Origin of the sequence: Mesorhizobium amorphae (genome assembly GCF_014843845.1) — a bacterium.
In the GTDB taxonomy this organism is placed as follows: Bacteria; Pseudomonadota; Alphaproteobacteria; order Rhizobiales; family Rhizobiaceae; genus Mesorhizobium; species Mesorhizobium amorphae_A.
The window spans coordinates 33,708-59,621 of record NZ_JHQS01000057.1 but is presented as its reverse complement, the minus strand read 5'-3'; the positions used below and the strand labels follow the sequence as shown (position 1 = coordinate 59,621).

Genomic DNA, 25,914 nt, shown 5'->3' with positions numbered 1-25,914 from the left:
GCATCCTTTCCCTTCCCGGTCTTTGGATCGGGAGGGGTCTTCAACAGGCGGCGCAAAACCTCGTCGCCCTTTTCCTGGTCTTTGTCTTTGGGGGATTTTGACATGGCTCGAAAGCAATCCATCAACGTGTTCGGCAAAGCGGATCACAACGTTACAATCTATCTGCTGCTAGGCCAATTAATCATCCATTGGGCGAACAATGAGAGCCTATTCCTGCGCATTCTTCATGGTCTCGTCGGCACCACCATGAAGGACGCGAGCACGCTATTCCACTCTCATAAAAACACCATGGGCCGACTGGATCTCATTCTCGCCTTGGGCAATGGCAAGATAGCAGACGCCCCTCTTAAGGTGGAACTCGCTTCGTTGGTGTCGAAGTTCAAAGGCTTGTCGAGAACTCGTAACTTCTTTGCTCACGCCATGTTCAACTACGACGAGGAACTTCGCATCGTTGATGCGAGCGGCGTCACGTTCGACAACAAAAACCAAGTCTTCACCAATGAATTGCGCCGCTTCACACCCGCAACAATAAACGAAATCAACGATGCGAACACCAAAGCGGTAGAGCTAAATCGCGACCTTTGGAAATTCGCTATGAAACTGGACACTCATTTTGGGCGCGAACCCGAAATGCCGCAGCAAGTGCCATCTCAATTGCTGGACGAACTGCGTGAGCCGCAATCTCCCCCGTCAACTCAGATAGGGGAATAACGGCGTCTAGTGCTGCATCAAGCATTGCTGGCGTAATGTCGGTTTGAATGCCGGCCTGTCGGAAATCATTAGACATTTTCGGTCCTGGTACGTCAAGTATATAATTAGGAATATAATCCTCTCCGTTGCGGCGACCCTTCAACGGAGATCGCCTTTCCCATGACCATGAAATATCCCTTTGTCGAGGACACGCTCGGCAAGAAAGTCGCGATCGGCACGGGGCTGTCGGTCGATTGTATGACTTGCCGCCATAGTGCCGTGCTTGATGTCGCGGCGCTGGCTCGTCGCCTGGGCGATGACTACGGCTGCATGCACTGGGACTTGATTAAGGTGCTCCATTGCCAGCCCTGCCGCGATGCCGGCCGCCCTGATCGCAACCTGCATTTCACAAACCGCGCCGTGACACCGGACGCGAGGCGATAGGACTAGTCAGCCTTGTCGCGCATCGGCGCCCGGCGCTTTTGGCGGCTGGTGCTTCGACACCAGTTCAACCGTGCTCATGTCGACCGTGACGGCGCCAAGCACCCTGACCGTCACCCGACCTGTTTCCTCATCGACAAAGACGACATTGCCCTCGAACCTGATCTTGTCGCCGGGCTTGGCCTTCGCGTCGATAATCGAACATGGATGATTGAACGTCGGAATGTGAAGGACGGCACGATCGTCGATGCGCTTTTCGCACCGTCGCCGTGATCGCCACCTCGTCGCCTACGCCTATTCCCCGCGCCATCCGGAAGATTCTGGCGCGAGTGAAGGCTTAGTCAAGGGGTTGCTAATATATGCGGTCGGCGCGGGAACAAATGTTTTTCCCCCTCGTTGGAAATGCTGGCCGGATGCCCTTGTGCCCATAACCCTATTCCGGCCAAGCCTTGATTGATGGGGCCCGCTGCCTTCCCCGGCAGCGGGCCAATTTTCATGTCTTCCGCAGCCTCACCGCATTTCGCGATCATGTTCCATGCGACCGCTCATGATGCGATCGAAAAGGCGGTGAAAAGCTACCACGCGGTATATTGTCGAGACCAGTCTCGCCAGTAATGTACAAGCCGGCAAGGTCTCGCTTTGCAAACAAATGTCCCATCGAGGCAGCATCACTCAGCAGAGTGACGCTGGTACTTAACGCCTTTGGCGGGTCTGCTCGCGGGCGTCGCCGGCATCGTCACCGCGTCGCGCGCAAACTGCACAGGCCGGAATGGGCGTGATGTACGAACTTGACGCGATTGCCGCGGCGGTGATCGGCGGCACCTCGCTGACCGGCGGCGTCGGCCGCATCACGGGCACGGTGATCGGCACGATCATCCTCGGCACGATGATGTCGGGTTTCACCTTCCTGCGCGTCGATGCTTTCTATCAGGAGATCATCAAGGGCCTGATCATTATCGCCGCGGTGATTGCCGACGTCTATCGCCAGAAGAGCCGCAAGACCTGACGTGGTGGCGGCGGCCGCCGCCGCCGTCCGTTTCTCATTGCGGCGTGGAGAATTGGACATGACATACGAACCGGCGATCGGAATCGAACGGCTGGGAACCATCAAGGAAATTGCCGCGGCGGCGAGCGTCGGCGTCGCCACGGTGCACCGCGTTCTGAAGGGGCAATCAAAAGTCTCGTCATCCACTTCGCTAACGGTGATGGATGCGATCCGCAGGGTCAATGAGAGAAGATAAGCCTCGCGCGGATGGGCGATTGCTGACAGGAATTTTCGACAGGGAAGCCAAAGTTCGCAAGGCGTGGCGAAAAGTTTTGAAGCGGTCGGCGACGCCAGCCCCGCCGCGATGGGCGCGGGCCAGATAACTTGCATTGTGGAACCACCGGACGATCGACTATCTGCTCGCCAGCGTCGCTACAAGATCGCTGAAACGTTCGCCCTGGATACTGACATGCTGGCGCAGGAGCGTGCGCGCCCGCTCCGCGTCGCCGGCTAGGATTGCTTCCACGATCGCGCCATGCTCAGCGAACGAGGTGGCAACGCGGTTGCGCACGCGAAGCTGGAGACGCCTGTATGGCTGCAGACGGCGATGCAGTGCGACGCACTGCTCTGCGAGGAAACCGCTGTGGCTGGCAGCATAGATAGCTTTGTGAAAGCGTTCATTGTCGTAGTAGTAGAGGTCGCTGTCGCCAGCCGAGGACGAACGCTCGCAATCTGCATGCGCGGCCAAGATGGTTGTGCGATCGGCATCGGTGAACCGTCGCGCGGCCAGCGAACCGGCCAAACCTTCAAGTTCCGCCATCACCTCGAACATTTCGAAAATGCGGTGCGGTCCCGGATCGATCACCACGGCACCCCGGCGCGGCCGGATCTCCACCAGCCCGATCGCATTCAACTGCATCAGCGCCTCGCGCACCGGCGTTCTCGACACGCCGAAGCGTGTGGCCAATTGCACCTCGTCTAGCCGCGCACCGGGGGCGAAGTCGTTCGAGATTATGCTGTTTTCGATCTCGTCTCGCAGGCGTTGAACGACATTCTCCGACATCTTTGGGCCCTTTCAATGCAAGAGGTCAATTCTTGTATGCAAGATGCTGGACTTTGCGCACAAGAATGTTTAGCAACGATACCACATTAGGCAAGTCGCACACAATTGGGCGAACGCATCCGAGCAACAGCAAGCATCGAGAGCGCGCGGACGGCCCTATTTGCGCCGATTCGACGTTGCCAGGAGGGACTCCGACATGGAAGGCATCTCGTTCTTCAGCGATATGGTGCAAAGCATCACCGATCGCGGCCGTAGGCTGCTTGCGGTAGGCGCGCGCAGCGGGCCGGTCCAAGCTGAGACCAATATCGAAAAACTCTGCGACATGCTGCTGTCGAGCCGGGGCGAAGCCTCGGGCATGGCATTGGCCGCCGAGATCCATCAGCGCTGGGCGCAACTGGACGCGGCCGGTCAGCAAGACTTCGTGCGTATGCTGCACGAACAGTTCGGCCCAGACATCGCCAAGCTTGACAAAGCCATCGAGCGCTACCGCAGCGACAGGAGTTCGGATGCCGTCATCGAACTGCATCAAGCCGCCGAGCCGCGTCGCCAGGAACTCGTGCGCAGGCTCAACCTGGCCCCCAAAGGTACGGCAAGACTGGTGGAGATGCGCGAGCGCCTGTTAGCCATGAAGGATGCGACGGAGCAGTTTCGTGCCGTCGATGCCGACTTCGCCCACCTGTTCAGCTCCTGGTTCAATCGCGGTTTCCTGACCCTGCGTCCGATCGACTGGTCGACGCCAGCCGATATCCTGGAGAAGATCATCAGATACGAGGCTGTGCATGAGATCGCCGGCTGGGAGGAACTGCGGCGGAGACTAGCTCCACCTGACCGCAGGTGCTTTGCGTTTTTCCACCCGCGTCTCGCAGACGATCCGCTGATCTTCGTTGAGGTTGCGCTGACCAAGGCGCTTCCCTCCGCCATCGAGGATGTGCTCGACGAAAACCGTTCCCCGATCACGGCCCAGGAGGCCACCACCGCTGTCTTCTATTCGATTTCCAACTGCCAGGACGGACTGCGCGGCATCTCTTTCGGGAATTTTCTCATCAAGCAGGTGGTGGAGGATTTGCGCCGCGAGCTTCCAAGTCTGAAGACCTTCGTGACGCTGTCGCCGGCTCCTGCTTTCGCCGGCTGGCTGGCAAAACTGCGCAAGGCGACGGATTCGCGCCTCGGTGACCAGGCGATCAAGACGCTCGACCTGCTGGACGATCCGAGTTGGGCGGATGATCCACAGAAGGCGCGGGCCGTCGAAGGTGTACTCCTCCCGCTCGCTGCACGCTATTTCGTGAAGGAACGTGCCGCCGGCAGACGGCCGGTCGATCCTGTGGCGCGTTTTCATTTGGGCAACGGCGCTCGCCTCGAACGGTTGAACTTCCTCGCCGATCACTCCGCCAAGGCGATGCGGCAGTCCCACGGCTTGATGGTCAACTACCTTTACAAGTTGGACGACATCGAAGCGAACCATGAAGCCTTGGCGCAACATGGCGAGGTCGCGGCCTCGCCGGAGGTGAAGAAACTGGCGGAAACCGATTCGGCCGACGTCAGTCTCGGCGCCCCGGTTCGTCGACGCCGTACCAAAAGGCAGAAAACCTAGGCAGAAGGACCTAATAAGCAATTGGGAGGAGTTCAATGAGCAATCACCTGTTCGACGCCATGCGAGCATCCGCCAAGTCAGGCGAGTCCATTTTCATCGAGACCATCGATGGTCGGCATTGGACCTATGGAGATGCGCTGCGGCTCTCCGGACAGATCGCCAGCGCGGTCGACGTGCTTGGTGTTCGCCCTGGCGACCGAGTCGCAGTCCAGGTGGACAAGAGCCCGCTGGCTCTGATGCTCTACCTTGCATGCGTGCGTTGCGGGGCGGTCTATTTGCCGTTGAACACCGCTTACACGTTGGCCGAACTCGATTATTTTATCGGTGACGCCGAACCGCGGCTCGTCGTCGTCTCATCAAGGGCTCGGGCTGAAGTCGAAAAGATCGCACATCGCCACGGCGCAATCGTCGAAACACTCGATGCCGACGGCGCCGGATCGCTGATGGAGCTGGCAAGGGAGGAGTCTGTCGACTTCTTCGACGCCGCGCGCGCGCCTGACGATCTCGCTGCGATCCTCTACACATCGGGGACCACCGGCCGTTCCAAGGGCGCAATGCTGACGCACGACAACCTGTTGTCCAATGCGCTTGCGTTGCGCGAGTGCTGGTGCGTGACGACAGCCGACCGGCTGATCCACGCGCTGCCGATCTTTCACACGCATGGGCTCTTCGTGGCGACTAATATCACGCTCATCGCGGGCGCCTCGATGTTTCTGCTGCCAAAGTTCGAGCCGGAAGAAATCCTTCCTCTGATGTCGCGCGCGACGCTGATGATGGGCGTGCCGACGTTCTATGTGCGGCTGCTTCAGCACGAGGGCCTTAACCGTGACGCCGTTGCCAATATGCGGCTTTTCATATCAGGCTCGGCGCCGCTGCTTGCCGAAACACACGCCGCATTCGAGCAGCGCACCGGTCACGCCATCCTCGAGCGCTACGGGATGACCGAGACCAACATGAATACCTCAAACCCTTATGAAGGCGAGCGAAGGGCCGGGACAGTCGGCCTTCCACTCCCAGGCGTGTCGGTGAGGGTCACCGATCCAGCCACGGGCGAGGCGCTTGGACCAGGCGAAACCGGCATGATCGAGATCAAGGGCCCGAACGTTTTCAAAGGCTACTGGCGGATGCCGGAAAAGACGGCGGCGGAGTTCAGCAGGGACGGTCATTTCATCAGCGGCGACCTCGGCAAGATCGATGAGGCGGGCTATGTCCATATCGTCGGACGCGGCAAGGACCTGGTGATTTCCGGCGGCTACAACATCTATCCGAAGGAGGTCGAGAACGAGATCGACCAGCTCGGCGGCGTCGCCGAGAGCGCGGTGATCGGCGTTGCGCACCCCGACTTCGGTGAGGGCGTGACGGCGATAGTGGTCCTCGAGCCCGGCGCCAGGCTGGACGAAAAGGCCGTGCTCAACGCGCTGCACGCCCGCCTCGCGCGCTACAAGCAGCCGAAACGGGTCATCTTCGTCGAGGACCTTCCGCGCAACACCATGGGAAAGGTGCAGAAGAACCTTCTGCGCGACCGGTACAGCGACCTTTACATGCCCGCCTCATAGGAGGCCACGACCCGCGTTGGTGCTTGGGAGCGAGACCGATGCAGGCCGATCTACTAACCGATGGAAATGAGAACGGGCGCCTGAATGCGGTTCCCGAGGGAGGAAGCTATGAACATACAGATTCTGTCGATCGCCCTGCTGGTTGGCATGTTCGTGATCGCAACCATCCAGCCGATCAATATGGGCGCACTCGCCTTCGCCTGCGCCTTTGTGGTCGGCTCGCTCATCATGGCTATGAAGCCGGCGGAAATATTCGCCGGCTTCCCGAGCGACCTCTTCCTGACATTGGTCGGCATTACCTATCTGTTCGCCATCGCCCAGATCAATGGCACCATCGATTGGCTGGTCGAGGGCGCAGTCAAACTGGTGCGCGGACATGTGGCGTGGATTCCCTGGGTCATGTTCCTGGTCGCCGCTGTCATCACCGGCTTCGGTGCGCTCGGACCTGCAGCCGTCGCCATCTTGGCCCCGGTGGCGCTGGGTTTTGCGTTCCAGTATCGCATCAATCCGGTCATGATGGGATTGATGGTTATTCACGGTGCACAGGCGGGGGGCTTTTCTCCGATCAGCGTCTATGGTGGCATCACCAACCAGATCGTCGAGAAGGCGGGGTTGCCGTTCGCACCGACGTCACTGTTCCTCTCCAGCTTCTTCTTCAACCTGGCCATCGCCGTCCTCGTCTTCTTCGTCTTCGGCGGCTCGAAGGTGTTGCGTAAGCATTCGATCGTATTAGGCCCACTGCCCGACCTCCACCCTGAGGGCGTGACGCAGCCAATCATCGGCCACGGCGGCACGCCGGCTGTGCCGATCAGCCATCGCGTCTTTGAGGAGCAGACGAAAAATGTGTCGGCGCTTTCCAGTCTAACTACGGAAAGGTTGACGACTTTGATTGGCCTTACGGCGCTCGCGGTCGGCGCACTCGTCTTCAAATTCAATGTCGGGCTGGTGGCGATCACGGTGGCCGTCGCCCTCGCGCTCCTCTCACCGAAGACCCAGAAGGCAGCGATCGACAAGGTCAGCTGGTCGACAGTGCTGCTGATCGCCGGCATCATCACCTATGTCGGCCTCATGGAGAAGATCGGTACGATCGACTACGTCGCGAAAGGCATCTCCAGCCTCGGTATGCCGCTGCTGGTTGCACTCCTCCTCTGCTTCACCGGCGCGATCGTATCGGCGTTCGCCTCGTCCACCGCCTTGCTCGGCGCCATCATTCCGCTCGCCGTTCCGTTCTTGCTGCAGGGCCACATCAGCGCCATCGGCGTCGTTGCGGCAATCGCCATTTCAACGACCATCGTCGACACCAGCCCGTTCTCCACAAACGGCGCCATTGTCGTCGCCAACGCGCAAGAATCCGAGCGCGACAGCGTGTTGCGGACATTGCTGATCTACAGCGCGCTCATCGCCATCATCGGACCTGTCATCGCCTGGCTGGTCTTCGTGGTCTCAGGACTGGTCTGAGTAAGCCACGATTCCCAGCTGAATCACCCAGGTCGAGCCGCCGCCTTTTATTGGAGCGGCGGCTGGACTGTCTCAGGACCGCGCTCCTGCAGCCCTCCGCGCGGGTCATATTCGTCAAGCGAACTGTCGCGGCGCCAACACGCTGCACCCGGGCGTTCGGTTGCGCGCAAGGCGATTCCGACCCGTCATGGCAGCACCTTTCGCCGCCGTTTCGTGCCTTGTCGACTGATGCGTCCTGCCCGTCGAGCAACCCGAACATTATCCTGCCGGGGTCTTCCGACAGCACAAGCCGTTCGCCGATCAGAGCGGTCGTCCGCCTCGCCGGATCGTAGAGTGGCCAGTTGACCGCCGCTCATGCACGAACTGCACGACCGCCTCGTTCATGCGATCAGTCGGCAGCCCTGGGAGTAGGTCATAGGGTCCGGCGCGTTTCCAGACAGGCGCACCGCGCTTCATCCTGTTCGACGAGCCGGCGGCAGGACTTTCGCCGACCGAGCGCCGCGACCTCGTCGCCATCCTCAACGCGCTGCCCAAGCATATCGGCTACATCATCATCGAACACGATCTCGATGTCGCGCTGCGTGTGTCGGAGTATGTCTCGATGATGCACAATGGCCGCCTGTTCAAGGAAGGCACGCCGCAAGAGATCGAAGCCGATCCGAGGTCCAGGAAAACTATCTCGGGGGCAAGCATGGCTGAGCGCCCAGCCTCTTCCGATAAACCGACCAAGGCCATCCTCAGGATAGACGACCTGCAGGTCTTCTACGACGAAAGCCATGCCCTGCAGGGTGTTTCGCTGACGCTGGAGAGCGGCGTGCTTTCGGTGGTCGGCCGCAACGGCATGGGCAAGTCGACGCTCTGCAACACCATCGTCGGCTTGAAGCGAGCACGCTCCGGCTCGATCCGCGTGGATGGTCGCGAGATATCAGCACTCGAGCCACACGAGATCCACCGACTCGGCGTCGGCTACGTCCCGCAAGGGCGCCGCGTCTGGCCGAGCCTGACGGTCGACGAGCATTTGCGGCTTGCCGCCGGCAATCGGCGCGATGCCAGCTGGACCGTCGAGCGCGTCTACCAGACCTTTCCGCGCCTGGCGGAACGCCGCACCAATGGCGGCTCGCAGCTGTCGGGTGGCGAACAGCAGATGCTGGCGATTTCGCGCGCGCTGCTTAGCGACCCGAAGCTGGCTGGTCATGGACGAGCCGACCGAGGGCCCGGCGCCGATCATCGTCGACCAGGTCGAGCAGATGCTGGTCAACCTTGCCGCCGAAGGCGAGATGGCGGTACTGGTAATCGAGCAGAACATCGGCGTGGCGACCGCCGTGTCGAACCATGTCGCCATCATGGTCAGCGGCGGAGTATTTATGGTGGAGGTGCGAGGATTAGCTATGGTGGTTGGATCGGCTCTAGATCAATCGGCGCCCGCCTACGCAGACGATTTTGCCGGCCGTGAGCAACTCCGCGCGAGTTCCGCCGAGTTCCGGAAGGAAGTCATTCAAATCACCGACGGCGTCTTTGCGGCCGTCGGCTATTCGGCGAGCAATGTCACGCTTATCCAGGGCGACAATGGCTCGATCATTGTCGATACGTCCGCAAACCCTGTCGACGCGAAGGCCATCATAGGTGCATTCGGGGATCGCCTGGTGCGGCCCGTGCGAGCAATTCTCTACACGCACAATCACCCCGACCATTCCGGCGGCGCGAATGTGTTTTCCGGAAATGACAACCCCGAAATCTATAGTCACCAGACGCTGGTGGAAGCCGGTCCAGAGCTCGGCAGAGGCCAGCGCGACGGCGGCGATGCATTTGGCACAAAGCTGCCCGACGAACTGTTCATCAATGCCGGCACCCAAATCGAATACGGTCGGGTGACGCCGCACACGCGGGAAGGCTACCTGCCGCCGACGCGCACCTTCAGCGGCGAGAGCTTGACGATTGAGGTGGCGGGCGCCGAGATGCAGCTTATCCATACGCCGGGCGAATCTCCCGAGAACACGGCTATCTGGCTGGCGGCAAAGGGCGTGTCGCGCTGTAATTAAAGGTGAGACTTCTCGCCTAATGATATCAAGCCCTTAGCCTTGTACTTAAATTGAGAATTTGCATTTGATTTGAGATTCGCGCTTGGCCCGCTGCAGTTATTGTGAGATTCTGACGGTATAACGTTAGCTTGAATTGTTCGCAGGCGGCATGGGCGACGACACCAATGATGATTACGGAGACCGAGCGCGTTGGAACGAGGCGTGCCGGCGCGAAGAGGCAATCCGCAAGCTCGTGGAGCGCTATCCAAAAGGTCTGAGTGGGCAGGCTGTAGCGGATCTGGCGTGGGAACTGGACCTCAGCCGGGCCACTCTCTACAGGATGATCAGGCTGTTTCGAGCGGGTGGCACTGTAAGTTCACTGATGGACCGAAAGCGCGGTCGGCGCCAGGGACATCGCGCCCTCAACAAAGATCGAGAAGCCCTCGTGCGACGAACGATTGAAGGCTTTTATCTCAAGCCGACACGCCCGTCCTTCGCGCAGCTGGTTCGCCAGGTCCAAATCGCCTGCGCAGCGGCCGGCCTTGCTCCACCAAACTGGCGCACTATCAAATCCCGGGTTGAAGAGGTCGATCTACGGGTGAGGGGGCGTAAGCGCGGCGAGAGCGAGGTCATCAAAGCTACAACGGCCACGCCAGGTGCCCTTTCGGCGTCGCGGCCGCTTGAGCTTGTTCAAATCGATCATACCAAAGTTGACGTATTCGTTGTCGACGAAGACACGCGTCAGCCGCTCGGACGGCCTTGGCTGACACTAGCGTTGGACATCTTTTCTCGGATGGTGACGGGCCTCTATCTGACCATGGAGCGCCCTCGCGACTATCGACAAGCCTATGCATACTGCACTCCGTGTTCGACAAGACCCCATGGTTGCAGGAGAGGGGTATCCATGAAGCGTGGCCGGTTTGCCGGGAACGATACATGTCGACAACGGCGCGGATTTTCGTAGTCATGCATTCGAACGTGCTTGCCGGGACAACGGCATACAGATCGATTGGCGTCCGCCGGGGACGCCCCATTTCGGCGGCCACATCGAACGGTTGATTGGCACGCAGATGGGCGCGGTTCGCCTGCTGCCAGGATCGACCTCGAGCAACATCGAGGAACGGCGCGAGTACGATGCCAAACGCCATGCGACACTGACGCTTCGAGAGCTTGAGCGCTACATCGCACTCGAGATCGTTGGGCAATACCATCATCTATCCATGGTGCACTCCGTCGGCCACCGATTGCGGTCTGGCGGCAGCAGGAGAGCGAGTTGGTATTGCGCCTGCCGAACGATCGTATGCAATTCTGGATCTCCTTCCTACCGGAGGCAGAGAGAACGTTGCGCCCGACCGGCATCCATCTTTTCAACATCCGCTACTGGTCTCCCGCCCTGGCCGCCGATAGAACTGTGCATGTTCGCCGAGGGCAGCCGCTACCAGGAGGAACTTTGCGCCGTCGGTAGTAATGGAAAGATCGAATGCCTTGTGCCCGGACCGGGTCGCTTCTGGCCGCGGCACCTGGGCGTCGCCCCGTTGCCGCAGATCATCGTCAGTCCGCGCAATCCGCCGGGACCGCGGATACTGGAAGTCCCGATCGACCCTGCCTCGAGGCAGGCGACCACAACGGCTCGACCTATTTCGAGCATGCCCGCTTCACTGCTGCGGTGCGCGGACAAGGCAAGGTGGAGGTGACGCTGCAAGACGGCTGGTGGGCCGTCGTCATGGGCCTCGCTGCTCAAACATCGGCCCGCGAAGGCCGTGCCATCGAACTCGCCAGTGAATTCGCGCTGCCGACCTAGCTAAAATGGCCGTTTCGCCGAATTTCGCAGTGCTTCCGCCTACTCCATTCAATTGTTTTTAACCTAGCTAGGCCATTGATTTAGCTAGGTTTTTCTTGCTTGCGGCATTGAAAGCCGACGCATGATCCGTCAAAAAGTTACGCTTTTGATTTTAAAGGGAAAAGCGCCGCAAAAAATATTTTGAGGTTTCAACAACTATCGGGGACAATCGGGCGTTTTTGCACTTTGCGGCGTTCGACCGCGCGCCCAAGTCGTCTCGAAAAGTACCGTCTCCGCTCCAATAGCGCATTGTTTCGTTGCAAAATCAATGGTCATGGTGAACTCCGAGGATTTGGCACGACGGTGATTTCGTTCTCTTTTCGTGGGCCGAAATCAGAAGTCTTTCCGTATCGTTCCGGGTCATTAGAACCTGTCCAATTCCTTTGCGCGCGCCGGCATGGCCCACACGCCAGTTTGGAAAGCACGAGACCGCAACGTATCAGGGTCTTCGCAAGACCGACTGCAGCGCCGACTCCGTCCACCACGGGAATATCGTGCTTGCGCTTGAGGGCGGAGGCAAACTCAGCCATGCCCGCGCAACCCAGCGCAACTCCTTCCGCCCCCAAAATGATGCCTTGCCTTAAGCGCAAACCATTCGGGTATCAAAGGTCGGCCAGCAACTGTATGGCGGCGTACGGGCAATGGCTTATAGCGGAGGCGGCGCCACTGGCAAAGTCAAACGAGACCGTAACTGATCCAGGGCAATTGATAGGGAATATATTCCATGGCTGACACGCCGACACTCAACACTGCGCTTCTCACTGCCCTCACGACAGAACATTTCGTGCAGCAAACAGCAATCAGCACATCCATAAGCGAAATGGCGTCGCGAACGAGCATCTACATCATGTCTCTGTCGAGCGCTCTGGTGGCGACAGGCTTTGTTACGCAGTCCTCTGAATTCTTCCTGCCGTTTGTCGCGGTTGTGCTGCCATCGATCTTTTTGCTGGGTACCTTTACCGTCTTAAGGTTGGTCGACATCGCCGCTGAGAACATGCAGGCCCATATCGGAATTGCCCGGATCAGAGCCTATTATCGAACTTTGGACGACGAAGCTGCCTTTCAGTTTTCCAAAGAATTCGGTCGCTGGCCTGAAAACGACGCCGAACCGTCGCTTCGTACTGGGCCACTCCTGGCATACCTGACTACTGCCGCGACTATGATCGCATTCGTAAATGCTCTCGTCGCTGCGGCGGGCGTTACTCTGCTTGCGTTACGTGTCGGTGCAGACTTAATGCTCGCGCTGTGTCTTGGTGCTGGAACAACGACCGGGTTGATGACGCTTTTCTATTTACATCAGCGCCTTCGGACCAAAGGCATGGTCCGCATTGCCAAACCTTATGGTTCTGAAAAGAGCGTTCTTTGAGCGGGTGGTGAATGTGGTGTTTATCTGAAACGCGGCCGGCGAACCTGCGGTGGGTCAAATACCGAACAATTCCAAGCATGGGGCATCCTGAGTTTAGACGTTGATGATGCAATGACCATCTCGCCCGCAGGCTGGTCGCAATGGCGGGCCCTTTCGGAATCGAGATCGCCACTGGCGATCGAACGGAATTTCCAGGGTGGGCAACATCGGAGCTGGTCGGACGCAGGTAGCGGCAGCGACTCAACCGTCAGGTGTGATCCCGGCTGCAGATCCGTCCGCAGCGTCCAGATACCGTGCCATGAAAGGTCCGGTGACCGAACTTTTGGCGTTCAACATCTGCGAGGGCGGGCCATCGAACATGTTATTACATAACGTGGCAAACCCAAATAAAAGGCGGATTGCTCCGCCTCTTCGGGACGTCCTGGATGCTCAGCTTCCGAGGATAGCGCCTTTGATCGTGCTCACATTGTGCTTGATCATGTCGATATACGTCGAAGCCGGACCGCCCTCGTCCGACAGCGCATCGGAATAGAGTTCACCGCCCACTTTCAGGCCCGTCTCGCTGGCGATCTGCTCGATCAGGCGCGGATTACTGATGCTTTCGACGAAGATCGCCGAGGCCTTGTCTTCCTTGATCTGCTTGATCAGGGCAGCGACGTCTGCTGCCGAGGCTTCCGATTCCGTGGAGACGCCTTCCGGCGCGAGGAACTTCAGGCCGTATTCGTGCTCGAAATATTTGAAGGCATCGTGCGAGGTGATGATGACGCGCTTGTCTTCGGGGATCTCGGCTACGGCCGACTTGATCTCCGCTTCGAGCGCCTCGAGCTTCTCGCCATAGGCCTCGGCATTGGCCTTGTAGGTGTCACAGCCGGCTGCATCAGCGGCGCAGAAAGCGTCGGCGATGTTCTTCACATAGGTCTCGGCATTGTGGACCGACTGCCAGGCATGCGGATCGAATTCACCATGGTCATGGTGAGCTTCTTCGTTAGCCTGCTCGTGGCCCTCCTCGGCGTGCTGATCGGGTTCCGCTTCAGCCGCTTCATGCTCATGCTTCTGCTCGCCTTCAGCGGCTTCATCGTGGTGATGCTCTTCCTCGGCGTTCTTCAACACCTCGCCACCCTTCGTCAGTTCCACAATCGGCGCCTTGGTGCCGCTCGCTTCCACGAGACGCTGCAAAAAGCCCTCGAACTGGAGACCGTTGACCAGTACCACATCGGCGGCGCCGAACGCAGCCGCGTCAGCGGGCTTCGGTTCATAGACATGGGCGTCGCCGTTCGGCCCGACCAGCGTGGTGATCGTCACGCGATCGCCGCCGACATTTTTGGCGAAGTCGGCGATGATCGAGAAGCTGGCGACGACCTTCAGATTCTCGGCCGAGGCGGTGGCAAGGGCAGCGGGAAACAACGTTATGACGCTCACGGCGGCGGCAAGCTTCAGCATTCTGGACATTCGATCGACATTCGTTCCTTTAGTCTGCGATGTCCTGCTAAGTCCTTTGCCCTTCTTCTCCTCCATCAGGCCGTTTGGCCAGATTAGTTGTGGGATTGCTCCCTAAGGCTGCGGCGCAGGATCTTGCCGGTGCTGGTTTTCGGCAGATCCGGAACGAAGGCGACAAGGCGTGGGGCTTTGTAGGCGGCGATGTACTTCCGGCAGTGGTCCAGGAGGTCCCCCTCGCTGAGCTTCGCGCCGGCGTGCAGCACGACGAACGCTTTTGCGATCTCGCCCTTCTCCTCATCTGGCACGCCAGCCACAGCGACCATGGAGACCGCCGGATGCATGGCGACGACCTGTTCCAACTCGGCCGGGTAAACGTTGTAGCCGGCGGTTATGATCATGTCCTTCTTGCGGTCGACGACGAAGATGTAGCCGTCCTCGTCCATATGGGCGATGTCACCAGTGGCGAGCCAGCAGTCTGCGTCGATGGTTTGTGCCGTCGCGGCCTCGTTGTTCCAGTAGCCCCGCATAACCAGCGGACCGCGGACCATCAGTTCGCCCGGCTCGCCCCGTAGCGCATTCCGCTTCGGCTGATCGAGATCGGCGATGCGCGCTTCAACACCAGGGAAAGGTAGGCCGATCGAACCGGCCCGAGGCGGCCAGAACGGCGAATGACTGGTCGCAGGACCCGCCACCTCTGTCATGCCCCACAGTTCCAACAGGGGACAATTGAAGCGGCGGACCACCGCCTCCATCTTCGCCGTCGGCATGGTCTGCCCGCCCACGGTACACCGGGTCAGGCTCGACAGATCGGCCGTGGCGATGTCTGGATGGGCGAGCATCTGGTAGTACATGGTGGGCACGCCCTCGAAAAGCGTGACCTGTTCTTCGGCGATCAGGCGCATGACCTCGCCGGCGTCGAAGCGCGGCAGGACTACGAGGCGCATCCCGCTCTGGAACGCGGCGTTCATCACGATGTTGCCGTAGACATGCGGCAACGGCAGTGCCGACAGCACCACGTCGCTGCGGTGGCGGACATGGATGGTCGCCGTCAGCGCCATGCTGGCGAAGACGTTGCCATGGCTCAGCATCGCACCCTTGGGACGGCCGGTTGTGCCCGAGGTATAGCCAATAGTGAACAGATCCGCAGGCTCGCACGAGGCAGGATCGTTGTAACTGCCCTTCAGCACGTCGGCGAAATCAATATCCCCTCCGCCGGGCGTAATGGCCTGCGCGCCGGACGGGCGGGAGATTTTCGCAGCCCGGTCGAGCGGCGCGATCAGCGCCTTCGCACCGGAATCATTCGCCATGTATCCGACCTCATCGCCCGTCAGCATGATGTTGGCAGGTACGACCACTGCGCCGATACGCGCGAGGGCGTGATAGGCGACGATCCATTCCCAGCCATTGGCGAGATGAAGGACAACGCGATCGCCGGCCGCGATACCCAGTTGAGACAATCCGCCTGCGCAGCGGCCTGCACGGGCGTCAATCTCACGAAAGCTAAGGCTTTCCGCGCCGGGCAAAGCCACGGCGATTGCATCGCCGAACCGCCGCGCCGCTTCCGCTGCTAGTGTGGACATCACTGGCGACCACATGGTGACAATCTCCTCCCGGTACGTTCCATTTCCAACATATTCTCGCGATGCTTCGCCGTTCGTCCGTCGCGTATTGTCCGAACCGAGACGCGCATAACGGCTACCTCCACATCGCGTCCTCCGCAGTCAGGCCCGCGTTGTCAGGCTAGGGCTAAGGACCATCAGGCTCAGGACCTCGAAGAGCATCTGTGCTCCCGCCTGAGCCGTGTTGGTGGAGGCGTCGTACTGCGGAGCGACCTCCACCACGTCGCCGCCGACAAGATTTGTGCCCTTCATTCCTCGGACAAGCTCCAGCCCTTCGCGCGTTGTCAGCTCGCCGCCATGGGCCTCACCATATTTCCGCCGAAGCGTTTCAAGGCGTGATGTTTCGGCCATGGAGTTTCCCTTCCTGTCGTCGAAGAGGGACATTCGGGTGCTAAGCGGCGATCCGGTGAGCGACGATACGATCCGCGGCCTCTAGGCCGGACCAATGCGCCTGCCCGACGGTGCTGTTGATCATGTAGTCACCCGCAAAGGCGATGCCGGGCAGATCCGGCATGCTGCGGAAATCGGCCAGCCGTTTGACGAAGCCAGTCTCGCGGCGGCAGATCGCCAGATCGTTGCGCTGGAGATGCCGGTCTACGAACTCAGCATCCGCGACCGCCGGGGTAGCCGCGGCGTAGTCCTTCCATGCAAGATCGAGGATGACATCCTCGTCCTGTCCAAGCGTTTCTGCGCAGAAGGCTCCCTTGAGTTCTCCGCTGGCGAGGAAGAGATCCTCGCCGCGTTCCCAAAAATGCAGGTTGGAAACGCGCGTGAAACCATCCCTGGTTGGCAGCAGCAGCGAAGGTGGCAGATCCCGCGCCTTGGACCTGAAGAGGTAGTGAACGATGTGATGACCGACATAGCCAACGCTAGCGAGGAACTCGCGGCGCGCCGTCTCCAACTTCGGCATCATCTTCGGCACCAACGGTGCCGGAACGGCGAAGACGACGGCATCCGCCTGCAGGACCGACTGCCGTCCATTCTTCAGGACGGTCGTCCGCATCCCGTCGCCAGTCTGGACGACCTCCCGGACTTCCGCGCCGAGATGAATTTCACATCCAGTGTCCTTCGCGAAATGCTGACCCATGGCATAGGTCAGCATGCCAACGCCGCGTTCCTTGAACGACCACCAGTTACCGCTCCACGGGAAGCCGGCCATCAGCCACATCAGCCACGCGACCGAATAGTCGTCCTTCTCATAGCCGCAGAACATCTGCATCGTGGGCTCGAGAATATAGTTGGCGAAGTTCGGGGAGAGCCGATTCATGTAGTCATAGGCGCTTTCTGTGTCGAGGCTCGCCGCGGATGTCAGGTCGCGCGGATCGTTGCGCCCCATCTGCTTGCCGACCGAAGGCAACATCCGCGCGAGCGCCGCCTTCTCGCCGAGCGACAGGAGCGGGCTTTTCAGGATGTCCGCAGGGGAAAAGGACGGCTGCCGTACGATACCCTTGTCCCGATGGAGCAGATACTGCTCATGCGCCTTGGTCAGATTGGCCAGGGCTTCCGGCTTGTAGATGCCGAGCGCCTTGCTCTGCTCGATGAGATTCTGTTCCGATCCGACGAATGCGAATGCCCCCCGTACGCGCCACCCATCCTGCCAGAAATGGGTGCGGCAGCGGCCACCGACTTCCGCCTCGCGCTCAACGAGGACGACCTCGACGCCCCGCTCCCGTAGACGCCAAGTCGCCGCCAGTCCGGCGATCCCGGCTCCGATAACCATAACCTTCATGCTTTTCTCCGCGCGCCTTGTTGTTAAAATTCGCTCTTGCAATAGTGACCATTCTTTTTTAGAGTTAACTCTATGAGTACGCTCCGGGTCAAGCAAAAAGAAAAGCGCATCAGCGCCATCCTCGCCGCTGCGGGCGAGGAGTTCCGCTCCGTCGGCTTCAACGAGGCAAAGGTGGAGGCCATTGCCGCACGCGCGGAAGTCGCTCCCGCGACCATCTACAATTACTTCGGAGACAAGGCCGCTCTCCTCCTCGAGATCCTACGCGAGCATTCCAAGGAAACACGGACGGTCGTGGCTGCGATCGCCTTCAACCCGCCAGACAACCCGCTGCAGGCAATCGACCGGTTTTTCGCGGCCGTCTTCACTGAATCCATGCGTGGCCTTTCACGCGAACTGTGGTGCGAAGCGTATGCGGCGAGCTACACCGCGCCCACGGCGAGCCTCGGTGGCATCGTGGCGGAGCTCGACGCGGAACTTTTCGATGAGATGCGGCGCCTCTTCGGCAACCTGCAAGAACGCGGAACGTTGGGAGATGCGATCAGCGCTTCGGACCTCGCCGAACTCGGGCTGGCTATCGGCAACCAGCAATGGTCGCGCTTCCTGACCGGTCAGGTCGACCTCGAAGGCGCGCGGGCCGAGGCCATCCGGCAGATCCGGATATTCCTGGATGGTGCAGCAGGAAGGCCGATGTCTTCGAACTCTCGGCCGGACAAGACGACTAAATTGACGACAAGCAAAAACAAGGGGAACTAACCATGATCATCAGTCCAATGCAGGCGCACAAGCGCGATCTGACGGCAATGCGCCGCCGCAATTTCCTCAAGCTCGGCGCCGGCGCCGCGATGGCAATGCCGTTCGTCTCGCGGTCTTGGGCACAGACGAACGAACTCACGATCGCCAACTTCGGAGGAGACGCGGTGGAGGCAACGAAGGTGGCCTACGGAGACCCCTTCACCAAGGAGACCGGCATCGCGGTGCGAGTCGACGGAGCGTCTCCCTTGCCCGGTAAGATCAAGGCCATGGTCGATTCCGGCAACATCGTCTGGGATGTATGCGATGGCGACGGGTTCACGAGCGAGCAGCTTGGAAAAGCCGGCGTGCTGGAAGAGATAGATTACTCGATCGTCAACCGGTCGATGATCCGCCCAGGCTTTGTCTTCCCGTACGGCGTGCACACCTATTCCTACAGCTACGTGCTTGCCTATGACAAAACGAAGTTCCCCAATGCCCCACCGACCTTCACCGATTTCTTCAACACTGCAAAATATCCCGGCAAACGCACGCTCTGGAAGTATCAGTGCGGCGCCACCGAACCATGTCTTCTCGCGGCGGGCGTCAAACCCTCGGAGATCTACTCGATCGCTCCGGAAGAACATCTGAAGATAGCTCTCGAGAAGGCCAAGTCGCTCGGAAACGACATCGTCTATTGGGATTCCGGCGCAGATAGCCAGCAGATGTTCATCGACGAGGAAGTGGTCATGGGCGTCATCTGGTCGTCCCGTGCGGCGAACCTGGAAAAGGACACGGGCGGACGTGTCACCTGGACTTGGAGCCAGGGGCTGTTCTGCCCTGGTGCCTATGTCATCCCCAAGGGAGCGCCGGCTGGAAAGGACGCCCAGCGCTTCATCGCCTCCGTGCTCATTCCTGAGCGCCAGATCGTGGCGCTGGAGAAGCTGGCGCAGGGGCCTGGCAATCCGGCTGCGGAAGCGCTCGAAACCGATGCGATGAAGCGTCTCGACCCCGGTTTCGCACCGAACTTCAAACAACAGATCGCGCGCGACGAGGCCTGGTACGCCAAGAACTACGACACCATCGCCGCTGCCTGGTTCGACGGTATCGCGAACTGAAAACCGGGCTGACACGAGTGCGAACCGCCGATGCTCCCTACTGGTCATTTGCATGGGTCGCCACAGCGATCATTGCATTCCTCTATGTCGTGCCAATGGCGGGGCTCGTCCTGGCGTCCTTCGGAATCCCGGGTGAACCGGGATTCTCGGCCTATGTGGACTTGGTCCAGTCGCCGGCGGTGCGCAATGTCGTGTGGGTCACCTTCCGTGTTTCGGTGTTGACCACCGTCATTTCCGTGACGCTCGGCTATGTTCTGGCCCTTTCCATAATACATCTCGACGGTGGCGCACGGTCGATCCTCCTCGCACTGGTCGTTATTCCCTTCTGGCTGTCGGCGCTGGTGAGGGCCCTCGCCTGGCTAATTCTCCTGCGTAACAACGGCCTGGCAAACGAGACGCTCCTCGCGCTGGGCGTCATTTCCGAACCTCTCAGACTCGCGCGCAACGAACTCGGGGTGCTGATCGCGATGGTCCACTTCTGTGTCCCCTTCGCAACGTTTCCGCTGCTGGGCGCCATGACTGCAATCGACTCGCGCCACGTCATGGCCGGGCGCAGCCTTGGCGCCTCGCAGGCCAGGATCTGGCGCGACATCTATCTGCCTCTCACCATGCCCTCGCTCGTTGCCGCGGCCTTTCTCGTTTTCGTTCTATGCCTCGGCTTCTTCGTGACCCCCGCCATCGTCGGCGGCGGCCGCGTGGTGATGCTGAGCGAATATATCAGCTTCTCCGTCTTGGTAACCTTGCGGTGGACGGCGGCAGCCGCGCTGTCGGTCGGTATCCTGCTGGCGACGCTGGCCTTCGTGGCAATCATCGCCAGGCTGATCGGCTTCCGGCGTATGGTGGAGGTCGGCTGATGTTCCTCAAAGGGCGTGCCCGGCTGGCTCTGGTCGCGCTAGGCTGGCTGATGGGTGCCTTCCTTCTGGCGCCGACCCTGATCGTGTTCCCGATCGGGCTGAACGACAGTCGCTTCGTCGTTATGCCGGACAGCCTGTCGGCCCTGTCGCTACGACACGTCACCAATGTGTTGACGGAACCGACATGGCTGACCGGAGTCCGCGACAGTCTGATCGTCGCGGTTTCGACCGCAATTCTTTCGACGGTCATCGGCGTAGCCTTCTCGATAGGCGTATGGCGCGTCAAGGCGCGGTGGACCATGGCGCTGACCGCGATCCTCGTGGCGCCGATGATCGTGCCGCCGATCATCTCAGCCGTCGCGCTCTACCATATGTGGACGGCGATCGGGCTCTACGACACCTGGATCGGCGTGATCCTTGCCCATACGATCGTCGCGGCTCCCTACTCAGCGCTGACAGTTTCCGCGTCGCTCGCACTTCTCGATCCTAGGCTAGAGCAGGCGTCCCGAAGCCTCGGCGCTTCTCGGTTACGCACAGTGGCGGACGTAATCCTCCCCAACATCAAGGGCGGCGTAGCGGCCGGCGCACTCTTCGCGTTCATCATGTCGTGGGACGAGCTGGTCTTGACCCTCTTCGTCGCCAATCGCGTTGTTTATACATTACCCCGCAAGATGTGGGACGGCATCCGCGAGAACGTTGATCCTTCCGTTGCGGCCATCTCGGCCCTTCTCGTACTGTTGACGATCTCGGTGCTGGCAATCACCCATTTTCTCAAATCGACCGACCCCGTGCGGCAGAGCCACTGACATGACAGTTTCGAGGCGAACGGGCCATGCCGTGGCCATACAATCGCTCTGCAAGAGCTTTGGCGCGGTTCGCGCATTAGACGACGTATCCCTCGAAATCCCGGCCGGCGAATTCATCAGTCTCCTGGGTCCCTCGGGCTCTGGAAAATCGACGCTCCTGATGGCGGTCGCTGGCTTCGTCGACTGCCAGGAAGGACGCATCCTCGTGAACGGGCAGGACATCACCCGCGTCCCCGCCGAGAGGCGCTCACTCGGCGTCGTCTTCCAGGGCTACGCGCTCTTCCCGCATATGACAGTCGCCGAAAACGTGGCCTATCCGCTGAAGCTTCGCGGCGTGTCCAAGTCCGACATTGCAAGGCGCGTCGATACCGTACTCGACCTTGTCAAGCTACGTGGAATGGGCGACAGAAAACCGCGTCAGCTCTCTGGTGGACAGCAACAGCGCGTGGCCCTGGCTCGGGCGTTCGTGTTTGAACCCGGCATCGTCCTTCTCGATGAGCCGCTATCTGCCCTCGACAAGCAATTGCGCAGCGAACTCCAGTTCGAACTCAAGGGCCTTCACGGGCGCCTGGGGACGACGTTTATCAACGTCACCCACGATCAGGAGGAGGCAATGGCCATGTCGGACCGCGTCGCTGTGCTTAAGGACGGAACGCTGATGCAGGTCGCCACGCCCCGTGAGATCTACGAACTGCCTAACTCGCGATTCGTGGCGGAGTTTGTTGGACATGCTGCGTTCCTCGACGGCACGGTCGCAGCGACTTCCGAGGATCGGTTCGTCCTCGAGAGCGGTCAGTATCAATTTCCCATACCTGACACCGGCCGGCTGCGAGCCGGTGATGAGGCGAGCCTCGTACTGAGGCCCGAACGGCTGCAATTGGTCGACAGGTCCTCTCCGGAGGTCCGGCCGTCAATCCCCGGCACGATCATCGGGTCGGCGTTTCTGGGACCGCAATGCGTCCATGTCGTGCAGACGGACTTCGGCGCACTCAAGGTCTCTATGCCGTCATCCGGCCGATCTAACGGGTTGGATTCACAGAAAGACGTGGCAGTCGTTTGGGAACCGGATGCAGCCATTGTCTTGCCGAGATACGCTTGAGCACTCCCACCCGGAGGGACGATCAAGAAACGCAACGCGTCTGAAGTTGGCAGAAGAAGAGAATTGCCCTGGAACTTGGGACGAGATCCGGCTTGCCGGATGACCGGAAATCTATTCAGACGCGAAAGTGCACTGGCAAATGTCTGGTTCGAGGCGGATTGTCTCTCGACGTGCCACTCTCGCCGCGGCTCCGGCACGCTCGATGCGACAGCTCGGCGCCGCCTTTGCTCCTGTGGCCGCCGGCTTCTTTGCCCTGCGCCACAATTACATCTGCGCCGACATCGAGCGCCTCGCGGGCATGCAACATCGACTGGACTTGGCAGATGATAGGCGCTCGCGCTTCTCTGATTATGCGCGGCGAATTATGCGCGGCGAAGGGTGCAGGCGAGCCGAATGAAAGCATGAGCGTCGCACTGTGACTTTCCCGGCTTAATGGGTAGCCACCTGGGGCGGGCAAGTCATTTTGGCGCTTGCGATCGGCCTTGCCGCCCGACAGCTCTGCGGCTTGAAGCTAAACGATCGTGGTGCCACCTCTGCGGTGGCATTGCGCCCGTCGCTGAACAAGATGCACGCCTTAGTGCCACCACTACCAGGATCAGACGACTTTGCGACCACGGAGAGAACATTGAGTCCCGGCAATCGCGGCATCACCATAAGAAAGGAGACCCGTTGACGCGGCGATTGAGAACGCCACGGGACAGACCAAGTCCACCGCCTGCATGGTGGCAGCCAGCCGTTCAGCAACCGAGAAGCCTTTTGTATGTTGACTGGCGGGAACATTTCTGTCGGTGCCGGCATTCTTTTAGGGCTGGTTTCATCGGCGAAGCATGAATGTGGGTAGTTTCGCAAAACTTTGTTAGCTTATCACGTCTCATAATCATCTGAGTACAGTTCCGCAGCCATGTTCAAAGTTGCCGGAAGGAAGAGTGAAGTTGGATCGAGTGTCGGACGGGCGCGAATTAAGCTGTCACAGGCTCCTTGAGGCCCTGCCTGCAGCCATTTACACCACCGATGCTGATGGCCACATCACATTCTTCAATCAGGCGGCGGCCGATTTCTGGGGTGGCCGGCCCGAACTGGGGAAGGATAAATGGTGTGGGCCGTGGCGGTTGTTCTTGCCGGACGGAAGAACACCGCTCCCCCACGATCAGTGTCCTATGGCTGTGGCTTTGAAAGAAAATCGCCCCGTTAGAGGGGCAAAAGCGGTGGCCGAGCGTGCCGATGGTACGAGGGTTACGTTCATTCCCTACCCAACGCCGCTGCGAGATGCGTCGGGCGATCTCGTTGGGGCGGTGAATATGTTGGTGGACATCACCGACGAGCAGGCACTCCAGTCTCTGAAGGAGAGCGAGGCCGGGTTCCGGCTGCTGTTCGAAAGCAATCCCGTTCCCATGTGGGTTTACGATCGCCAGACTCTCTCTTTCTTGGAGGTGAACGAGGCAGCCGTCCAACATTACGGCTACAGCCGCGACCAATTTCTTTCCATGTCACTTCTCGACATCCGCCCGGAGGAGGACAAGGCCTCCCTGATTGACACTCTGCAGTCGGAGAAGAGCTGGCGACATCACAAAGCAAATGGCGAGGTAATAGAGGTTCTCACATATGCCAGAGAGCTAACGGGTCGATGCAATGCCGTGTTGGTCGCAGTTGTTGATATCACTCAACGTAAGGCAGCTGAAGATGAGCTGAAGAGAACGCACGAGTTCCTGGACCTCATCATAGAAACGATACCTTCCATCGTATTGGTGAGGGAGCCCCACCAGCACCGGCTTGTCCTCATTAACAAGGCGGGGGAAGAGCTTCTGGGGCGGCCGAGGGAAGAGCTTTTTGGGAAGAATGTTTATGATCTTGTCCCAAAGGAGCAGGCAGACTTCTTCACTGAGAGCGATCGGGAACTGCTGTCATCTGGCAAGCCCGTTTTAGTCCAGGAGGAACCAGTGACGAGCCCCAGCGGCTGCACCCGCATCCTGCGAACCATAAAGATGCCCATGCGGCGCTCCGATGGCCAGCGACCGTTCCTGCTCGGCATTTCGGAAGATATCACCGATCGCAAGCGAGCCGATGCTCAGATTGCCTACCTGGCCCATTACGATCAGCTCACAGGGTTGGCGAACCGTGTACTGTTTCACGAACGAGCCAGGGGGGCGGTGAATGATGCGCGATCAGCAACCATCATGCTCCTCGACCTCGACGACTTTAAGGTGATTAATGACAGCCTCGGTCACCAGGTGGGCGACTTGTTGTTGGCCAAAGTCGCCGCTTCGATGTTGGCTGCGGTCCCGCGGGGCGGGACTGTAGCCCGTTTTGGCGGCGACGAGTTTGCAGTGTTGATCCCGCTTACGGCTGATCCCCTGAACGCCGCCGAAATCGCAAAGGCGGTCCTCAAATGTCTGGGAAAGCCTTTTGAAGTGGGAGACCGAACGCTCCACATCAACGCCAGTGTCGGAATTGCTCTTTGCCCTGCCCATGGTTGTTCTGTCGACGATCTGATCGCGAATGCCGACCTCGCTCTTTATCGAGCAAAGGAACACGGAGGGTCTGTCTACAGACTTTTTGAGCCTTCCATGCGGGATCGCGTCGTGGAGCGGGAACGGCTCAGTGCTGAACTGCGTATCGCCTTCGAGGCTGGCGAGTTGGAGCTGTTCTATCAACCCCAAATTCGCCTCAGCGACGGTCAGGTTGTTGGGGCCGAGGCGCTTCTGCGCTGGAACCATCCTCAGAGAGGCGTGATCGCGCCAAGTGCATTCCTGGATGTGCTGGAGACAAGCGCGTTGGCCGATGCTGTTGGCGACTGGACTATCGATGAGGCGTGCCGCCAACTTGTGCTCTGGCGAGATCACGGAGTGTCCATTTCCCGGGTCGCCGTGAATCTGTTTGCCGCACAGCTCCGTTCAGGAAATCTGGCCGGAACCGTCAAGGCCGCATTATCCCGACACAACCTTGAACCCCCGCAATTAGAGCTGGAAATTACCGAGAATATTGCTCTGGTTAATGATGACCACCTGCTTGAGCCTTTGCGCCAGCTTTACGAATTGGGCGTTGGAATAACGCTCGACGATTTTGGGACCGGCTATGCTTCGCTCAGCACGTTAAAGCGCATTCCGCTTACGCGGCTGAAAATTGATCGAGGTTTTGTGCGAGATGTACTCACCGATCCATACGATGCAGCCATTGTAACCGCCGTACTAACGTTGGGCCGAAAAATGGGATTCAAGGTGGTTGCAGAAGGGATCGAGAATCCGGCGCAGGAGGCGTTTCTCATGGCGAATGGCTGCGAGAAAGCGCAAGGCTACCTCTATAGCAAGCCAGTTGACGCCATGGGTTTTGCTCACTGGTTTTTGACCGCTTCAAATGGGATGGGTAAGGTGAAGAAAAAGTGAAAGAGCGGCAAGGGCAGCTCCTGCTCTCATTCCCTGCGGGTTTGGGCACCACCACAACTGTGGGGCACTGCCATCCTCGCTTCATCCAAGCCCATTGCCGATCAATCTGCCCAGCTCAACATCCACCCTGCTATC

At 59.7% G+C, this 25,914-nt stretch carries 25 protein-coding genes and 3 pseudogenes; 21 read left to right on the top strand and 7 right to left on the bottom strand.

The genetic code is table 11. The features are described 5' to 3' along the window. The first annotated feature begins 102 nt into the window (after nucleotides 1–102). The 5 genes and pseudogenes from DH08_RS24250 (at nucleotide 103) to DH08_RS24230 (ending at nucleotide 2,372) form a co-directional block, all read left to right on the top strand. Nucleotides 103–711: a hypothetical protein gene (locus DH08_RS24250; RefSeq protein WP_192181688.1), complete on the top strand. Its 609-nt coding sequence runs from the start codon at nucleotides 103–105 to the stop codon at nucleotides 709–711. 159 nt (nucleotides 712–870) lie between these two features. Further along, nucleotides 871–1,134: a hypothetical protein gene (locus DH08_RS24245; protein WP_192181687.1), complete on the top strand. Its 264-nt coding sequence runs from the start codon at nucleotides 871–873 to the stop codon at nucleotides 1,132–1,134. 12 nt (nucleotides 1,135–1,146) lie between these two features. Next, nucleotides 1,147–1,404: a hypothetical protein gene (locus tag DH08_RS24240; protein ID WP_192181686.1), complete on the top strand. Its 258-nt coding sequence runs from the start codon at nucleotides 1,147–1,149 to the stop codon at nucleotides 1,402–1,404. A 429-nt stretch (nucleotides 1,405–1,833) separates the two neighbouring features. Further along, nucleotides 1,834–2,137 (top strand): annotated as a pseudogene (locus tag DH08_RS24235) (ABC transporter permease); the annotation flags it as partial. Between the two features lie 58 nt (nucleotides 2,138–2,195). Beyond that, nucleotides 2,196–2,372, top strand: coding sequence for a LacI family DNA-binding transcriptional regulator (locus DH08_RS24230; protein ID WP_192181685.1), 177 nt, complete (start codon nucleotides 2,196–2,198; stop codon nucleotides 2,370–2,372). A gap of 156 nt (nucleotides 2,373–2,528) precedes the next feature. Here DH08_RS24230 and DH08_RS24225 read toward each other — a convergent pair whose 3' ends face one another. Continuing rightward, complete coding sequence (locus tag DH08_RS24225; RefSeq protein WP_183455332.1) at nucleotides 2,529–3,179, bottom strand: GntR family transcriptional regulator; 651 nt, start codon at nucleotides 3,177–3,179, stop codon at nucleotides 2,529–2,531. Between the two features lie 196 nt (nucleotides 3,180–3,375). Here DH08_RS24225 and DH08_RS24220 point away from each other — a divergent pair, with 196 nt between their 5' ends. The 3 genes from DH08_RS24220 (at nucleotide 3,376) to DH08_RS24210 (ending at nucleotide 7,784) form a co-directional block, all read left to right on the top strand. After that, nucleotides 3,376–4,770 carry a malonyl-CoA decarboxylase gene (locus DH08_RS24220; RefSeq protein WP_192181684.1) on the top strand — a complete coding sequence of 465 codons (1,395 nt, stop codon included), beginning with the start codon at nucleotides 3,376–3,378 and terminating at the stop codon, nucleotides 4,768–4,770. A 35-nt stretch (nucleotides 4,771–4,805) separates the two neighbouring features. Next, complete coding sequence (locus DH08_RS24215) at nucleotides 4,806–6,326, top strand: malonate--CoA ligase (RefSeq protein WP_192181683.1); 1,521 nt, start codon at nucleotides 4,806–4,808, stop codon at nucleotides 6,324–6,326. A gap of 108 nt (nucleotides 6,327–6,434) precedes the next feature. Continuing rightward, entirely contained in the window at nucleotides 6,435–7,784 is a 1,350-nt protein-coding gene (locus tag DH08_RS24210) for an SLC13 family permease (protein ID WP_192181682.1), read from the top strand. Between the two features lie 412 nt (nucleotides 7,785–8,196). On the opposite strand, the gene DH08_RS24205 is transcribed toward DH08_RS24210, so the two are convergent. Further along, nucleotides 8,197–8,562 (bottom strand): hypothetical protein, encoded by a 366-nt coding sequence (locus DH08_RS24205; RefSeq protein ID WP_192181716.1) that lies wholly within the window; start codon nucleotides 8,560–8,562, stop codon nucleotides 8,197–8,199. On the opposite strand from DH08_RS24205, the pseudogene DH08_RS24200 reads away from it, so the two are divergent. The 5 genes and pseudogenes from DH08_RS24200 to DH08_RS24185 form a co-directional block, all read left to right on the top strand. Next, nucleotides 8,476–9,145, top strand: a pseudogene (locus DH08_RS24200) (ABC transporter ATP-binding protein); the annotation flags it as partial. The gene DH08_RS24205 and the pseudogene DH08_RS24200 sit on opposite strands and share 87 nt — an antisense overlap. Next, complete coding sequence (locus tag DH08_RS24195; protein WP_345892446.1) at nucleotides 9,128–9,823, top strand: MBL fold metallo-hydrolase; 696 nt, start codon at nucleotides 9,128–9,130, stop codon at nucleotides 9,821–9,823. The pseudogene DH08_RS24200 and the gene DH08_RS24195, both read left to right, overlap by 18 nt. Before the next feature lie 148 nt (nucleotides 9,824–9,971). Beyond that, nucleotides 9,972–10,766, top strand: coding sequence for a helix-turn-helix domain-containing protein (locus tag DH08_RS36605; protein WP_246800989.1), 795 nt, complete (start codon nucleotides 9,972–9,974; stop codon nucleotides 10,764–10,766). A gap of 336 nt (nucleotides 10,767–11,102) precedes the next feature. Further along, nucleotides 11,103–11,267, top strand: a complete 165-nt coding sequence (locus DH08_RS36600) for a Mu transposase C-terminal domain-containing protein (RefSeq protein WP_246800994.1) — start codon at nucleotides 11,103–11,105, stop codon at nucleotides 11,265–11,267. Nucleotides 11,268–11,282: 15 nt separating this feature from the next. Then, complete coding sequence (locus tag DH08_RS24185) at nucleotides 11,283–11,603, top strand: hypothetical protein (protein WP_210328864.1); 321 nt, start codon at nucleotides 11,283–11,285, stop codon at nucleotides 11,601–11,603. 311 nt (nucleotides 11,604–11,914) lie between these two features. Here DH08_RS24185 and DH08_RS36595 read toward each other — a convergent pair whose 3' ends face one another. Then, entirely contained in the window at nucleotides 11,915–12,172 is a 258-nt protein-coding gene (locus DH08_RS36595) for a hypothetical protein (RefSeq protein ID WP_246800988.1), read from the bottom strand. 194 nt (nucleotides 12,173–12,366) lie between these two features. On the opposite strand from DH08_RS36595, the gene DH08_RS24180 reads away from it, so the two are divergent. Next, nucleotides 12,367–13,008 (top strand): hypothetical protein, encoded by a 642-nt coding sequence (locus DH08_RS24180; RefSeq protein ID WP_192181681.1) that lies wholly within the window; start codon nucleotides 12,367–12,369, stop codon nucleotides 13,006–13,008. 429 nt (nucleotides 13,009–13,437) lie between these two features. Here DH08_RS24180 and aztC read toward each other — a convergent pair whose 3' ends face one another. The 4 genes and pseudogenes from aztC to DH08_RS24160 form a co-directional block, all read right to left on the bottom strand. Beyond that, entirely contained in the window at nucleotides 13,438–14,457 is a 1,020-nt protein-coding gene (gene aztC / locus DH08_RS24175; protein WP_192181680.1) for a zinc ABC transporter substrate-binding protein AztC, read from the bottom strand. Between the two features lie 83 nt (nucleotides 14,458–14,540). Continuing rightward, entirely contained in the window at nucleotides 14,541–16,040 is a 1,500-nt protein-coding gene (locus tag DH08_RS24170) for an AMP-binding protein (RefSeq protein ID WP_192181679.1), read from the bottom strand. Nucleotides 16,041–16,166: 126 nt separating this feature from the next. Next, nucleotides 16,167–16,358, bottom strand: a pseudogene (locus tag DH08_RS24165) (arginase family protein); the annotation flags it as partial. 97 nt (nucleotides 16,359–16,455) lie between these two features. Next, complete coding sequence (locus DH08_RS24160) at nucleotides 16,456–17,889, bottom strand: protoporphyrinogen/coproporphyrinogen oxidase (protein ID WP_192181678.1); 1,434 nt, start codon at nucleotides 17,887–17,889, stop codon at nucleotides 16,456–16,458. On the opposite strand from DH08_RS24160, the gene DH08_RS24155 reads away from it, so the two are divergent. From DH08_RS24155 to DH08_RS24125, 7 genes are all read left to right on the top strand, one after another. Beyond that, nucleotides 17,866–18,546, top strand: a complete 681-nt coding sequence (locus DH08_RS24155; protein WP_192181677.1) for a TetR/AcrR family transcriptional regulator — start codon at nucleotides 17,866–17,868, stop codon at nucleotides 18,544–18,546. The genes DH08_RS24160 and DH08_RS24155 overlap by 24 nt on opposite strands. 2 nt (nucleotides 18,547–18,548) lie before the next feature. After that, nucleotides 18,549–19,640, top strand: coding sequence for an ABC transporter substrate-binding protein (locus tag DH08_RS24150; protein WP_192181676.1), 1,092 nt, complete (start codon nucleotides 18,549–18,551; stop codon nucleotides 19,638–19,640). A 17-nt stretch (nucleotides 19,641–19,657) separates the two neighbouring features. Beyond that, complete coding sequence (locus DH08_RS24145) at nucleotides 19,658–20,494, top strand: ABC transporter permease subunit (RefSeq protein ID WP_192181675.1); 837 nt, start codon at nucleotides 19,658–19,660, stop codon at nucleotides 20,492–20,494. After that, on the top strand, nucleotides 20,494–21,300 hold the full coding sequence (locus DH08_RS24140) for an ABC transporter permease (protein ID WP_192181674.1): 807 nt from the start codon (nucleotides 20,494–20,496) through the stop codon (nucleotides 21,298–21,300). The genes DH08_RS24145 and DH08_RS24140 overlap by 1 nt, the downstream gene beginning before the upstream one ends. Before the next feature lie 31 nt (nucleotides 21,301–21,331). Continuing rightward, the gene (locus DH08_RS24135; protein ID WP_192181673.1) at nucleotides 21,332–22,399 is read left to right on the top strand and encodes a polyamine ABC transporter ATP-binding protein; all 1,068 of its coding nucleotides are present in this window, start codon (nucleotides 21,332–21,334) and stop codon (nucleotides 22,397–22,399) included. A gap of 202 nt (nucleotides 22,400–22,601) precedes the next feature. Then, nucleotides 22,602–22,796, top strand: a complete 195-nt coding sequence (locus DH08_RS37210; RefSeq protein WP_192181672.1) for a hypothetical protein — start codon at nucleotides 22,602–22,604, stop codon at nucleotides 22,794–22,796. A gap of 544 nt (nucleotides 22,797–23,340) precedes the next feature. Beyond that, on the top strand, nucleotides 23,341–25,779 hold the full coding sequence (locus DH08_RS24125) for an EAL domain-containing protein (protein WP_345892445.1): 2,439 nt from the start codon (nucleotides 23,341–23,343) through the stop codon (nucleotides 25,777–25,779). Nucleotides 25,780–25,914 lie beyond the last annotated feature (135 nt).